The sequence below is a fragment of the Streptomyces sp. NPDC052079 genome (assembly GCF_040680275.1).
Lineage (GTDB): Bacteria > Actinomycetota > Actinomycetes > Streptomycetales > Streptomycetaceae > Streptomyces.
In genome coordinates this window covers 741605-755153 of record NZ_JBFAWL010000001.1, presented here as the reverse complement: position 1 = coordinate 755153, position 13549 = coordinate 741605, and the positions used below count along the sequence as shown (strand labels likewise).

The 13549-nt window shown below is 72.1% G+C and carries 12 protein-coding genes and 1 pseudogene; 8 read left to right on the top strand and 5 right to left on the bottom strand.

What is annotated here, in order from left to right; genetic code table 11:
• The 8 genes and pseudogenes from AB0L56_RS03660 to AB0L56_RS03625 all read left to right on the top strand — a co-directional run.
• Nucleotides 1-597: SH3 domain-containing protein (locus AB0L56_RS03660; RefSeq protein ID WP_365418462.1), on the top strand; the 597-nt coding region annotated here is incomplete at its 5' end.
• Between the two features lie 40 nt (nucleotides 598-637).
• Nucleotides 638-1999, top strand: a complete 1362-nt coding sequence (locus AB0L56_RS03655) for an FtsW/RodA/SpoVE family cell cycle protein (protein ID WP_365418459.1) — start codon at nucleotides 638-640, stop codon at nucleotides 1997-1999.
• The gene (locus tag AB0L56_RS03650; RefSeq protein WP_365418456.1) at nucleotides 1996-3450 is read left to right on the top strand and encodes a penicillin-binding transpeptidase domain-containing protein; all 1455 of its coding nucleotides are present in this window, start codon (nucleotides 1996-1998) and stop codon (nucleotides 3448-3450) included. Before AB0L56_RS03655 ends, AB0L56_RS03650 begins: the two co-directional genes overlap by 4 nt.
• Before the next feature lie 69 nt (nucleotides 3451-3519).
• A pseudogene (locus AB0L56_RS03645) lies at nucleotides 3520-4055 on the top strand (DUF3291 domain-containing protein).
• A gap of 107 nt (nucleotides 4056-4162) precedes the next feature.
• Nucleotides 4163-5101, top strand: a complete 939-nt coding sequence (locus AB0L56_RS03640) for a diiron oxygenase (RefSeq protein ID WP_361028935.1) — start codon at nucleotides 4163-4165, stop codon at nucleotides 5099-5101.
• A gap of 25 nt (nucleotides 5102-5126) precedes the next feature.
• Nucleotides 5127-5780 (top strand): helix-turn-helix domain-containing protein, encoded by a 654-nt coding sequence (locus AB0L56_RS03635; protein ID WP_365418454.1) that lies wholly within the window; start codon nucleotides 5127-5129, stop codon nucleotides 5778-5780.
• A 68-nt stretch (nucleotides 5781-5848) separates the two neighbouring features.
• Entirely contained in the window at nucleotides 5849-6163 is a 315-nt protein-coding gene (locus tag AB0L56_RS03630; RefSeq protein WP_365418451.1) for a hypothetical protein, read from the top strand.
• Between the two features lie 112 nt (nucleotides 6164-6275).
• Entirely contained in the window at nucleotides 6276-7436 is a 1161-nt protein-coding gene (locus AB0L56_RS03625; protein WP_365418448.1) for an NlpC/P60 family protein, read from the top strand.
• Here the strand turns inward: AB0L56_RS03625 and AB0L56_RS03620 are convergent.
• Genes AB0L56_RS03620 through AB0L56_RS03600 form a run of 5 tightly spaced genes read right to left on the bottom strand, consistent with a single transcriptional unit; the run spans nucleotide 7397 to nucleotide 13474 of the window.
• The gene (locus AB0L56_RS03620) at nucleotides 7397-8662 is read right to left on the bottom strand and encodes a styrene monooxygenase/indole monooxygenase family protein (protein WP_365418445.1); all 1266 of its coding nucleotides are present in this window, start codon (nucleotides 8660-8662) and stop codon (nucleotides 7397-7399) included. The genes AB0L56_RS03625 and AB0L56_RS03620 overlap by 40 nt on opposite strands.
• Before the next feature lie 43 nt (nucleotides 8663-8705).
• Complete coding sequence (locus AB0L56_RS03615; protein WP_365418442.1) at nucleotides 8706-9344, bottom strand: ATP/GTP-binding protein; 639 nt, start codon at nucleotides 9342-9344, stop codon at nucleotides 8706-8708.
• Complete coding sequence (locus tag AB0L56_RS03610) at nucleotides 9325-9756, bottom strand: DUF742 domain-containing protein (RefSeq protein WP_361028951.1); 432 nt, start codon at nucleotides 9754-9756, stop codon at nucleotides 9325-9327. The genes AB0L56_RS03615 and AB0L56_RS03610 overlap by 20 nt, the downstream gene beginning before the upstream one ends.
• A complete protein-coding gene (locus tag AB0L56_RS03605) occupies nucleotides 9753-10256 on the bottom strand; it encodes a roadblock/LC7 domain-containing protein (RefSeq protein ID WP_365418439.1) in 504 nt (167 codons plus the stop codon). The genes AB0L56_RS03610 and AB0L56_RS03605 overlap by 4 nt, the downstream gene beginning before the upstream one ends.
• Complete coding sequence (locus tag AB0L56_RS03600) at nucleotides 10253-13474, bottom strand: nitrate- and nitrite sensing domain-containing protein (RefSeq protein ID WP_365418437.1); 3222 nt, start codon at nucleotides 13472-13474, stop codon at nucleotides 10253-10255. The genes AB0L56_RS03605 and AB0L56_RS03600 overlap by 4 nt, the downstream gene beginning before the upstream one ends.
• Nucleotides 13475-13549: the final 75 nt, after the last annotated feature.

Genomic DNA, 13549 nt, shown 5'->3' with positions numbered 1-13549 from the left:
AACAACTTCGGCGGCAACAACGGCCACAACAGCGGTGGTAACGGCAACAACTTCGGCGGCAACGGCAACAACAACGGCGGAAACAACAACTTCGGCGGCAACGGCAACAACAACGCCGGGAACGCCAACAACTTCGGCGGCAACAACGGCCACAACAGCGGTGGTAACGGCAACAACTTCGGCGGCAACGGCAACAACAACGGCGGAAACAACAACTTCGGCGGGAACGGCAACAACAGCGGCGGCAACGGCAACAACAACGGCGGAAACAACTTCGGCGGCAACGGCAACAACAACAACGGCGGTGGCTTCGGTCAGCAGGGCGGTAATGACGGCCGCCAGCAGCAGGCCGGCCGCAACCAGGGCGACTTCAAGGGTGTCGTCACCGCGAACAGGCTCGCCCTGCGCACCGCGCCCAACCGCGGTGCGCGCATCATCCGGTTCGCCCACAGGGGGGAGGTCGTCTCGATCTTCTGCAAGGTCCCCGGCGACAGGGTGAACGGCAACCCCCTCTGGTACCTGCTCACGGACGGCACCTGGGCCTGGGGTCCGGCCGCGCACATCGACAACATCGGGCCCGCGCCACGCTGGTGCTGATAAGCGAAACGCACAGACCCTATATGGGTAAGTTCCGGACATGAGTAAGGCCGGTACCACCCTGGCGACGGCGGACCCGCTCACGCCCGCCGTCCGCCTCCCCCGGCGCCGTGGCGTCGAGCTTGCCCTGATCGTCCTGGCCGTCCTGCTGTCGGTGTACGGATACTGCGCCGTCGGCCTCGCCAGGAACGGCACCGTCCCGCCCGGCGCCGCCGGTTACGGCGCCGGGCTTGGTGTGCTCGCCCTGGTCGCGCATCTGGCCGTGCGCTGGCGCGCCCCGTACGCCGACCCGCTGCCGCTGCCCATCGGGGTGCTGCTCAACGGCCTCGGCCTGGTGCTGATCTACCGGCTCGATCTGGAGGCACCGGGCGAACCGGCCGCCCCGACGCAGCTGGTGTGGTCGACGCTGGGCGTGGCCCTGTTCACCGCGGTGGTCCTGGTGCTGCGCGACCACCGGGTGCTTCAGCGCTACACGTATGTCTGTGTCGCCGTCGCGCTCGTGCTGCTGACGGCGCCGATCCTCTTCCCGGCGGTGAACGGGGCCCGCCTCTGGATTCAGATCGCCGGATTTTCCATCCAGCCGGGCGAGTTCGCCAAGGTGCTGCTGGCGGTGTTCTTCGCCGCGTACCTCGCCGCGAACCGCAGCGCGCTCACCTACGCCGGCCGCCGGGTGTGGGGGCTGCAGCTGCCCACCGGGCGGGTGCTCGGACCGATCCTCGCCGTCTGGCTGGTCAGTGTGGGCGTACTGGTCCTGGAGCGGGATCTCGGTACGTCGCTGCTGTTCTTCGGGCTGTTCGTGGTGCTGCTGTACGTCGCCACCGGGCGCACCGGCTGGATCGCGGTCGGGCTGCTGCTGGCCTCGCTGGGGGCGGTGGCGGTGGGCCGGCTGGAGCCGCATGTGCACCACCGGATCGAGACCTGGCTGCACCCCTTCGCCTCCATCGAGGCGGGTGAGGGACCGAACCAGCTGGCCCAGTCCCTGTTCGCCTTCGCGGAGGGCGGCATCCTCGGCACCGGGCTGGGGCTCGGGCACTCCGTGCTCATCGGGTTCGCGGTCAAGTCCGACTTCATCCTGGCGACGGCCGGTGAGGAGCTGGGCCTGGCCGGGCTGTCCGCCATCTTCCTGCTTTACGGGCTGCTGGTGGAGCGCGGTTACCGGGCGGGCCTCGCCCTGCGCGACCCGTTCGGGCGGCTGCTCGCCGTCGGTCTCGCGTCGCTCGTGGCGCTCCAGGTGTTCGTGATCGCGGGCGGGGTGACCGGGCTGATCCCGCTGACCGGGATGGCGATGCCGTTCCTGGCGCAGGGCGGTTCGTCGGTGGTGACCAACTGGACGATCGTGGCGCTGCTGGTCCGGCTGAGCGACAGGGCGCGACGGCAGCGGGCCGGGGGTGCCGCCCGGTGACCCGTCATATCCGGCACGCCGCGCTGTTCTGCGCCCTGCTGCTGGTCGCGCTGCTCGTCAACGCCGCCCGTGTGCAGGTCCTGCACGCCGAGGCGTACCAGGCGAACCCGGCCAACCGCCGCGACGTCATCTCCCGCTATCAGCAGCCGCGCGGGGACATCCTGGTCGGCGGGCGGCCGGTCACCGGCTCGCGGGACACGGGCGAGCATCTGCGCTACGAACGGACGTACCGCGACGGGCCGTTGTACGCGCCGGTGACCGGCTTCGCCTCGCAGGAGTACGGCACGACGCTGCTGGAGCGCACGGAGGACGGGCTGCTGTCCGGCGCCACGCCGCTGCTCGCGCCTCTGCCGCTGTGGAACGAGTTCACCCGCTCCCGCAATGCGGGTGGACACGTGGTGACCACGATCGACCCGGCGGCGCAGCGCGCGGCGTACGAGGGACTGCGCTCGCGGAAGGGGGCGGTGGCGGCCATCGAGCCGTCGACCGGCAAGGTCCTGGCGCTGGTGTCCGTCCCGTCGTACGAGCCAGCGCTGCTGTCCGGGAACGGCAGGACGGCGCGGGAGGCCTGGGCGCGGCTGAACGCCGACCCGGACCGGCCGATGCTGAACCGGGCGGTGCAGCGGACGTACCCGCCGGGGTCGACGTTCAAGGTGGTCACGGCGGCGGCGGCGCTGGACGCGGGCGTGGTGAAAGGCCTGGACAAACCGACCGACTCGCCCGACCCGTACACGCTGCCGGGTACGACGACCCGGCTGATCGACGGGTCCAAGGGCTGTAAGGACGCGACGGTGCGGGAGGCGTTCGTGCGGTCGTGCAACACGGTGTTCGCCAAGCTGGGGGTGTCCACGGGCGTGGCGAAGATGCGGGCGACGGCCGAACGGTTCGGTTTCAACGACATGGACGTACGGATTCCGTTCCGGGTGGCGCCCAGCACCTTCGACACCTCGGTGGACCGGGCGCAGCTCGCGCTGTCGTCGATCGGGCAGTACAACACCCGGGCGACACCGCTGCAGATGGCGATGGTCGCGGCGGCCGTGGGGGCTGGGGGGCAGGTGCGGGAGCCGTATCTGGTGGAGCGGACCACCCGGGCGGGCGGTGGCACGGTGTCCACGGCCGGTTCCCGTCCGGTGCGGCGGGCCATGGATCCGGCGACGGCGATGCGGTTGCGGGAGCTGATGCGGGGCGTGGTGGAGAAGGGCACCGGCAAGAAGGCCGCGATCCGCGGGGCCGTGGTCGGCGGCAAGACGGGTACGGCCCAGCACGGGCTCGGCAACTCCGGTACGCCGTATGCCTGGTTCATCTCCTGGGCGCAGGGCAGGGAGGACATCGAGGCGAAGGTGGCCGTGGCGGTGGTGGTGGAGGACGCGGCGGCGAACCGGCGGGAGATCAGCGGGGGCGGTACGGCGGCGCCGATCGCGCGGGCGGTGATGGAGGCGGTGCTGAAGTAGGGGCCCCGGAGGCCCATTTGGTGAGACGGGGGTGCCGGAGTGCTCCGTTCCCTACCTAACGTCCGGTCCATGACCGAGACCGCGTACGAACTCGCCCAGGTGAACATCGCCCGTCTCAAGGCCCCTCTGGATTCTCCGCAGTTGAAGGACTTCGTCGACAACCTCGACCCGGTGAACGCGGACGCCGAGGCCGCCGGTGGTTTTGTCTGGCGGTTGCAGAGCGAGGAGGGCGACGCGACGGACATCTCCGTGTTCGGCGACTCCTGGCTGATCATCAACATGTCGGTGTGGCGTGACACCGACGCCCTGACGGCCTTCATGTACCAGGGACGGCACCGGGAGATGCTGGCGCGGCGCAGGGTGGGGGTCCCCCCACGCCTTTGAGGCAGTGGGGGAGGTTCGAGCGTGTGGAGGAGGCGATGGTGGCCCTGTGGTGGGTCCCCGCCGGGCACCGCCCCACGGTGGCGGAGGCCGAGTCCCGCCTCCTCCATCTGCGGGCCAACGGTCCGACGCCGTACGCGTTCACCCTGCGCACCTCGTTCCCGCCGGGCGGTGCGGAGCCGCTGGCCGGGGAGGTGCCGGAGGGGCTGGGGTGTTCGGTCTAGGGGGACTTCAAGAAAGTCGGGTCGCAGGGATTGACGAGCTTGCTGACACGCAGTCTCATAAGGGGTGACCCGCCGGTAACCCGGACGCCCCATAAGCTGGAGCCGCCATGACGACCCTGTCGGAAACCGAAGCCCTTGACGGTCTGCGGGACGCGCTCGGGCTGCTCAAGGACCGGGAGCAGGTGGCCCAGCGACTGCTCGACTCCTCGGCCAAGCACTCCTTCGACCCGGACAAGGAGCTGGACTGGGAGGCGCCCTTCGAGGAGGGCAAGTGGTTCTGGCCGCCGGAGCTGGTGTCGCTGTACGACACCCCGTTGTGGAAGCGGATGAGCGAGGAGCAGCGCATCCTGCTCTCGCAGCACGAGGCGGCGGCGCTGGCCTCGCTGGGCATCTGGTTCGAGCTGATCCTGATGCAGCTGCTGGTGCGGCACATCTACGACAAGGCGGCGACGAGCGCGCATGTGCGGTACGCCCTCACCGAGATCGAGGACGAGTGCCGGCACTCGAAGATGTTCGCGCGGGTGATCAGCCGCGGTGGCACACCCTGGTACCCGGTGAGCCGGGTCCACCAGAACCTGGGCCGGCTGTTCAAGACGATCTCCACCACCCCCGGCTCCTTCACGGCCACCCTGCTCGGCGAGGAGGTCCTGGACTGGATGCAGCGGCTGACCTTCCCGGACGAGCGCGTCCAGCCGCTGATCCGGGGCGTCACGCGCATCCATGTCGTCGAGGAGGCGCGGCATGTGCGCTACGCCCGTGAGGAGCTGCGGCGCCAGATGGTGACCGCCCCGAAGTGGTCGCAGGAGTTCACCCGGCTCACCTCGGGGGAGTTCGCCCGGGTGTTCTCGGTGGCGTTCGTGAACCCCGAGGTGTACACGAACGTCGGTCTGGACCGGCGGGAGGCCGTCGCCCAGGTCCGGGCGAGCGGGCACCGGCGGGACGTGATGCAGCAGGGGTCGAAGCGGCTCACGGACTTCCTCGACGACATCGGTGTGCTGCGGGGCGTCGGACGGCGGCTGTGGAAGTCGTCGGGGCTGCTCGCGTAGCGGGGCGGGCGGTTACCCTGCGGGCATGACCCCGCAGGCCCCCACCCCCGCCTACCGGCGGCTCAGTGTCGAGGAACGCCGCAGCCAGCTGCTCGAGGCCGCGCTGTCCCTCTTCGCCCACAGCGCCCCGGAGGACGTGTCCCTGGACGACGTGGCGGAGGCGGCCGGCGTGTCACGGCCGCTGGTCTACCGGTACTTCCCCGGCGGCAAGCAGCAGTTGTACGAGGCTGCCCTGATGTCCGCCGCCGACGAGCTGCGGACCTGCTTCGACGAGCCGCACGAGGGTCCGCTGCTCCCCCGGCTGTCCCGGGCGGTCGACCGCTATCTCGCGTTCGTCGACCAGCACGACGCCGGGTTCAGCGCGCTGCTCCAGGGCGGGAGCGTGGTGGAGACCTCCCGGACGACCGCCATCGTGGACGGTGTGCGCCGGGCCGCCGCCGAGCACATCCTCAGCCATCTCGCGGTCACCGAGCCCGGCCCCCGGCTGCGGATGACGATCCGGATGTGGATCACCGCCGTGGAGGCGGCCTCGCTGATCTGGCTCGACGAGCACAAACAGCCGCCGCTGGAGGAGCTGCGGGACTGGCTCGTGGAGCAGTTCGTGGCGGTGCTGGCGGTGACCGCGCGGCGCGACGCGCAGACCGACGCGCTGGTGCGGGTGCTGGCCGAGGACCTCTGACCGCCCGGCGCCGGGGGCGTACCGCGGCCGGTTCCGCGCGCCGGTGCCCGGTGGCCGAGACTGGTGGGGTGAAGAGCGAAAACACCCCCTTCGAGGGCGGGCCCATGGACGGGCGCGTCCTGCCCGTGCTGCTGGGCATCACCGGGCACCCGCCCAAGACGTACCGCATCCCCGTCCCGGCACCGGACGGCGGCCCCCCCACCGTGCTGGTCTACCGGCGGGTGCCCCGGGGCCGGAGCTCGCGGACCGGTCTGCACCGGGGGTGGAAGTACCTCCACGACCCGACGGGGCAGGCCGGCCGCCGGCCCAGGTGGCCGTGGTCCAAGCCCGCGCCCGCTCCAGACGCCACGCCGGAGGGCAAGCCGGACGACGCCGAGGGGTGACCCCGTTGCGCCGAACCGCGCACACTCGCCGAGCGGACCGCGCGCACCCGCCGGATGCTCGCGATGCGGAGCGGACGAGCCGCCCCGTGTCGGAGGTGAGGGTGTGTCAGCGATGCTTCTGCGTCTGGTGTGTACGGCGGCGCTGGCGGCCGGTACCGTGCTCGCGCCCGTGTCCGCGGCGGCCGTTCCGGAACCGGGAGGCGGAAAAAGCACCGCCGGCCCCGGCGGGCGGTCCGTCGCCGAGCTGCTGACGGAGCTTCAGGGCCTGTACCGGAAGGCCGAAAAGGCCACCGAGGCCCACAACGCCACCCAGGAACGGCTGAAGAAGCAGCGCGCCGAGACCCAACGGCTCCAACGCGCCCTCGCCCGCACCCGGCTCTCCCTGCACGACAGCCGGGGCGCGGCCGGGCGGCTGGCCCGGCAGCAGTACCAGAGCCTCACCGGCCTCTCCCCGTACCTGCGTCTGCTGCTGGCGCGCGATCCGCAGCGCGCGCTCGACGAGGGGCATGTCATCGGACAGTTGGCGCGGCAGCGGGCGGAGACGGTGGGCCGGCTGACCGCCGGCGAGAGGGAGGCCCGCGAACTGGCGGGCCGGGCGCGCAAGGCACTCGCCGTCCGGACGGCCCTCACCGAGCGGAGCCGGAAGCAGCGGGACGAGGTGCGAAGACGGCTCCGCGAGGTGGAGAAGCTGCTCGCCTCGCTCACCGCCGAGCAGCTCGCCGCGCTGGCCGAACTGGAGCGCGGCCGGATCGCCAAGGCACAGAAGGAGCTGGTCACCTCCGGCGCGCTGGGCCACGGCAGCACACACCCGTCGGCGGCCGGCGCACGGGCCGTGCGGTACGCCGTGCAACAGCTCGGCAAGCCGTACGAGTGGGGAGCCGAGGGGCCGGCGACGTACGACTGCTCGGGGCTGACCTCCAAGGCCTGGGGTGCCGCCGGGACGCCGATCCCCCGGACCAGCCAGGAGCAGTGGGCGCGGCTGAAGCGGGTGCCGCTGGTGGAGCTGCGGCCGGGGGACCTCGTCGTGTACTTCCCGGAGGCCACGCACGTCGCCCTCTACCTCGGCGACGGCAAGGTGGTGCAGGCGCCCCACCCGGGCGCCCGGATCAAGGTCTCCCCCATCGCGGCCAACCCGGTGCTGGGCGCCGTACGTCCCGACCCCGGCGGTAAGTCCCTGCGGCGGTATGTGCCGCCGGAACTCCCCGAGTGGGCCGCGCAGGGGTCCGACGCGGGCTACTCCGCCGCCGGTGCGCCCGAGACCTCCGCCAGGTAGGCGCCGGCCTTCTCCGGGTCGAAGAAGAAGTTCTCGAAGTCCGCCGGGTCGTTGAAGCCGTTGACGAAACGGTCCGCGACCGGCTGGAGCTGTCCGGCGGCGCCGATCAGGTTGAGGACGTGCTCCGGCGGCGGGGCGAGCATGGCGTTCGTCCACTTGGTGACGTGCTGGGCCGTATCCCAGTAACGGTCGAAGGTCGCCCGCATCCATTCCTCGTCGAACTCCTTCTCGCCGTGCTCGAGGATCGAGGCGAGGTAGGCGGCGGCGCACTTGGACGCGGAGTTGGACCCCTGGCCGGTGATCGGGTCGTTGGCGACGACCACGTCGGCGACGCCGAGGACGAGACCGCCGGAGGGCAGCCGGCCGACCGGGTTGCGGACGGTGGGGGCGTAGCGGCCGGCCAGGGTGCCGCCGGCGTCGGTCAGTTCGACCTTGGTGGCCCGCGCGTACTCCCAGGGAAGGAACTTCTCCATGAGTTCCAGGGTCAGGGAGAGGTGCTCCGCCGGGTCCTTGACGTCCTTGAAGGCGTCCAGCGGGCCGCCGGGTATGCCCTCCCAGAACAGGATGTCGGCGCGGCCCGAGTTGGTGAGCGTGGGCATGATGAACATCTCGCCGACGCCCGGGACCAGGTTGCAGCGGACCGCCTCGGTGTCCGGGTGCTCCGGACGCGGGCCGAGCCCGTGGACGTAGGCCACCGCCAGGGCCCGCTGCGGCTCGCTGTACGGGGAGCGCTCCGGATCACGGGCGAACATCTGCACGAGCTCGCCCTTGCCCGCCGAGATGAGGACGAGGTCGTACGTCCGCGAGAAGTAGTCCAGGTCGCCGACCGCCGCGCCGTGGATGACGAGCTGGCCGCCGCGCTGCGCGAAGGTCTCCATCCAGCCGGCCATCTTCACCCGCTGGTCCACCGACTGCGCGTACCCGTCGAGACGGCCCAGCCAGTCGATGGCGCGCTGCGAGGGGCCCGGGTCGAAGGAGCCGGGGGCCGCGACCGAGACGCCGAGTCCCTGGATCTTCGGGGCCTGGGACTCCCAGAAGTTCAGCTTCAGGTCGCGCTCGTGCTGCAGGGCCGTGTGGAACATGCACTGCGTCGACATGACCCTCCCGGTGCGGATCTCGTCCGCGGTCCGGTTGGACATCAGGGTGACCTCGTACCCGTGCGACTGGAGGCCGAGGGCGAGCTGGAGACCGGACTGGCCGGCTCCGACGACGAGTATCTTCCGCATTCGGGGGACGCTCCTAAGAGGACTGCTCGGGGACTGCCGGGGACTACTCGGGGGTTTCGTCGAGCGCGTGGCCCACGAGGGACAGGAGGGTCTCGATGACCGAGATCCGGCGGCGCGCATCCATGATCATGACAGGTATGTGCGCGGGGATGGTCAACGCCTCCCGCACGTCCTCGGGGTCGTATCGCTCGCTGCCGTCGAACTGGTTGACCGCGACGACGTACGGCAGTCCGCAGCTCTCGAAGTAGTCCAGCGCCGGCCAGCAGTCCTTCAGACGGCGGGTGTCGGCGAGCACGACGGCACCGATCGCGCCGCGCACCAGGTCGTCCCACATGAACCAGAACCGCTGCTGCCCGGGCGTGCCGAAGACGTAGAGCACCAGGTCGTCGTCGAGCGTGATGCGGCCGAAGTCCATGGCCACGGTGGTGGTCAGCTTGCCCGGCGTGGCGGTGAGGTCGTCGTGCTCCTCGCTCGCCTCGGTCATCAGCGCCTCGGTCTCCAGGGGCGTGATCTCCGAAACGGTGGTGACCAGCGTGGTCTTGCCGACGCCGAAGCCGCCCGCCACCACTATCTTGGTGGCGACCGGCGCCCGGGTGGGGTCGGTCTGCCAGGGTTGCAGGGGCCCGTCGTCGTGGACGAGCGGGGAGACGCCGGGCGCGGCGTCAGAGACGACGGAGTCCACTCAGCACCCTTTCCAGCAGCGCGCGGTCGGGACGGCCCGTGCCGTGGCCGGTTCCCGTTCCGTAGACACGGATCTTTCCCTGGTCCGCGAGGTCGCTCAGCAGGACGCGGACCACGCCGAGCGGCATGCTCAGCAGCGCGGCGATCTCGGCCACCGTACGCATACGGCGGCACAGTTCGACGATGGCCCGCATCTCCGGCATGACCCGGGAGGTGAGGCCGCCGTTGGTGAGTTCCCTGCGCTCCTCGGCGGCGTCGAGCGCGGCGGTGCCGGCGGTGGCGCCGACGAACGTCTCGACGAGGAGGACGTGACCGAAGCGGGTGCGGCCGCCGGTGAGCGAGTAGGGGCGGACCCGGGCGACTCTGCGGTCGCCGCCACGGACCGGGAGATGTTTCCTGGACGTGCTGCTCATGGGCGGCTCCCGGTGGGATCGTTCTCCAGGTTCTGGCGCAGTTCGCTGCGGAGTTCGGGGGTCAGCACATGGCCGGCGCGGCCGACGAAGAGAGCCATGTGGTACGCCACCACGCTCATGTCGCAGTCCTCGGAGCCGTGTACGCCGAGCAGCGAGCCGTCGCTGATCGACATCACGAAGAGGCTGCCCTGGTCCATCGCGACCATGGTGTGCTTGACCGGACCGTAGCCCATCAGCTTGGTGGCGCCGATCGTGAGGCTGCCGATGCCGGAGACGACGGTGGCGAGGTCGGCGGCGGAGCCGCGTGGGCCGGAACGCCTGGTGCTCCGGGCGCCGCGGGCCTCCGTGTTGCGATCGTCGTCGGAGGAGAGGAGCAGCAGGCCGTCGGAGGAGACCACCGCGACGGAGAGGATGCCGGGCACCTCCTCGACAAGGTTGGTCAGCAGCCAGTGCAGGTTGCGGGCCTCACTGCTCAGTCCGAAGGTACTGGGCGCGGTCAACTGCTTGCCTCCTCGACGGTGCCCCCCGTGGCTTCTTCGTTCTGTGCGCTTGTGGCGTCTTCGTTGCGTGCGCTCGTGGCGGACGGTGTCCGGTGGTGGCCGGTCTGTTCGGCGATCTCGGCCTCGACGTCCCGGCGGCCGGCGTCGGCACCCTGGCGGAATCCGCCGAGCCGCCGTCGCAGTGCCTCGGCGTCCACGGTCCCGGTCCGCGGGCGCGGGACCGCGGCGGGCGCGCTGATCCTCGGCGTGCGCTTGGGCAGTCCCTTGTCGGTGACCCGCTCCTCGTCCCCGCCACCGTCCGCGACACGCTCGTGCTCGGCGCCGGGGCCGTCCCCGGCGACCGGGCGGCGCGGCAGGGCGCCGGGCGGGGGTACGGCGTGGGACGGGGGTACGGCGTCGGATGCGCCGGTGACGGGCGCCTGCGGCGCGGCTCCGGCAGCCGGGTGTACGGCCGGGGCCTGCGGCCGGTCGGTGGGTGCCGGCTCGGCGCTGAAGGCATGGCCTGCGCCCGGCCGTGCCGCATCGGGGTCCGGCAGGCCGGGGGTCCCGGACGGGTGCTGACCGCTTCCGGGCGACTGGCCGGACTCCGGCCGCTCGGGGCCCGGACGTGCGGGCGGCTCGTCGGCGCCGTCGGGCTGGGCCGGGATCAGCAGTTCCATGGTGGCCTCGGCGGGCCGCTCGGGCGGCATGTCCGCGCCCACGTTCCGTACGGGGCCGTCCGCGGACGGTTCGGCGTGACCGGCGACGGCGTCATCCGCGCGCTGCGCGTCGGCACCGGCACCGGCACCCACGGGCTCCCCGCCCGGGTGCCCATGGGGCTGGGGCTCCTCCCCGTCGCCCCGTGCGGGTGCGTCCGCGTGGGCGGAGGGCGGTGTGGCGCCGGGGGAGGGCTCGGGGCGGTGGGCCGCGGTGAGCTCGTCCGCGTGGTCGGCGGCGGGCCCGCCGGTGGGGGCCGGGGCGGGCTCGTCCGTGTGGGCCAGGGCGCGGTCGCTCACCGCCTTCTCGGCCAGGGTGACCAGCGGGTCGCCCGACTCCGTACGGCCGTGCAGGACGTTGGAGTTGGCCTCGGCGTCGGCGCCCGGGAGGGAGACCGTGTAGGTGCCGGAGACCGAGGCGGGGACCGCGGTGGGGGTGGCGGCGGCCAGCAGGGGGTCGGGGAGGACGACGACCGCCGCGATCCCGCCCTGCTTCTGCTCGCGCAGCTGGACCCGCACACCGTGCCGGTGGGCGAGCCGGGCCACGACGTACAGGCCGAGGCCGAGCCCGTCCTCGGCCTCCGCGTCGTACGTCGCGTCCGGGTCGACCTCGGACAGGCGGGAGTTGAGCCGCTCCAGCCGGTCGGCGGCCATGCCGATGCCCTCGTCCTGGACGGAGAGCATGACCTCGCCGTTCTCCAGCAGCCAGCCGGAGATCTCGACGGGCATGTCGGGCGGGGAGAACGCCGTGGCGTTCTCCATCAGCTCGGCCAGCAGATGGGAGAGGTCGTCCGCCGCGAACCCGGCGATGTGCGCGTGCGGCGGCAGCGCCGCGATCCGCACCCGCTCGTACCGCTCGATCTCGCTGACCGCGGCCCGTACGACGTCCACCAGCGGCACCGGACCCGCCGTGTGCCGGCCGTGCTCGGTGCCGGCGAGGACGAGGAGGTTCTCGCTGTGCCGGCGCATGACGGTGGCGAAGTGGTCCAGCTTGAACAGGGTGGCCAGCCGGTCCGGGTCGTCCTCCCGCTCCTCCAGCCCCTCGATGACGCCGAGCTGACGCTCGACCAGCCCGAGGGTGCGCAGGGCGAGGTTGACGAACGTGCCGCCGATGCCGGCCCGCAAGCGCTCCAGATGGGCCGCGGACTCGGCGAGTTCGGTACGCAGTTCCTCGCGGGCGTCGGCCATCTTCTGCCGTTGGCCGACGAGATGCTTGCGGTCGGCCTCCAGCGTGGCGATCCGCTCGGCGAGTCTGGCGGCGTGCGCGTGCAGGGCGTTGACGGAGCGGACGACCTGTGCGAACTCGTCGTTGCGGCCGGTGAACGCGACCGGCTCCTCCGCTGCGGGGTCCTCGGCCTCGGCGAGGCGGGCGGAGCCCCGGCGCAGTACCGACAGCGGCCGGGTGAGCGTGCGCGCCATCGCCGTGGCGATGCCGACGGTGAGCAGCATCAGGGCGCCGAGGACGGCGATCCGGATCTCCAGCTCGGTGACGTCGTCGTCGCGCAGCTGGGCGAGGTCCTTGGTGCGCTGGTCGAAGAGGGCGGACTCCACCCCGCGCATCGCGTCGATCCGCGCGGTGAGCGCGGCGGCGAGCTTCTTGGTGCTGGTGCCGAGTTCGTCGTCGGAGAGGGTGGGCTCGTCGGTGAGGCTCGCGAGGTACTTCTCGGCGGCGTCGACCTCGGGTCCGTTGACCGTGGAGTCGTAGGAGGCGCGGGCGGTGTCGGGCGCGCCCTCGCGGAAGTCGGCGAGGCCGGCGTCGGAGCGCAGCCGGGCCTGGAGCGCGGCGGCGGTCAGCGCGTCGCGCTGCTTGGTGTCGGCCTCCGAGGAGGTGCTGGACGTGGTCGGCAGGCCGGTGATCGGGTCGATCACGGTCTGCGTGGTGCGCGGCACGTTCAGCGCGGCGAGCAGCAGTCCCCGGGTGGCGGCGGCCTGCTGGACGGCGGCGTCGAGCTCGGCGAGCGCGTGGTCCCCGGAGCCGGCCCGGGGCGGGGTGCGCTCGGCGAGCTGTTCGGCTACCTGGTGCAGCTGGGTGATGGCGGTCGAGTATGCCCGATGCGCTTCGAGAGCACTGCTCTTCCCGGTGAGCGCCGCTCTCCGTACGGCCGCGACGGCGTCGAGCTGCTCGCGCAGCGTCTCGGAGGTGTCGGGGTCGGCGCGCAGTTCCTCGACCTGCCGGTCGACTCGGGCGCTGTGCTGCTCGGAGGGCGCCTTGGACTGGGGGCGGCCGGCCGCGATGTAGGGGACGACCTCGTCGCGCTCGTCGGCGAGGGAGTGGGCGAGGGTGAGGGCGTCCTGGGTCTGCTCGGCGAGGGTCACCAGCTCCTGCGAGTCGCCGAGCTGCCCGGAGGCGGCGACGACGGACGGGGCCCCGGCCCCGGCGATCGCGGCGGCCACCACGGCCACGGCGACGATCAGCCGGTTGCGTACGTGGGTGGGACGGCCCCTGCCGACAGTGGGCTGCTGCTCCGCGTCCCCGTTGGGAGCCGTCTGCTTGCCTTTGCGACGAGGCCGCGTCTTCTGCACCGGTGCTCGCATTCCTGACTCGTGTACCCGTGGGCCCGGGTGACGCTCCGTCAACGGGTGCGGGTGTTCACCCCG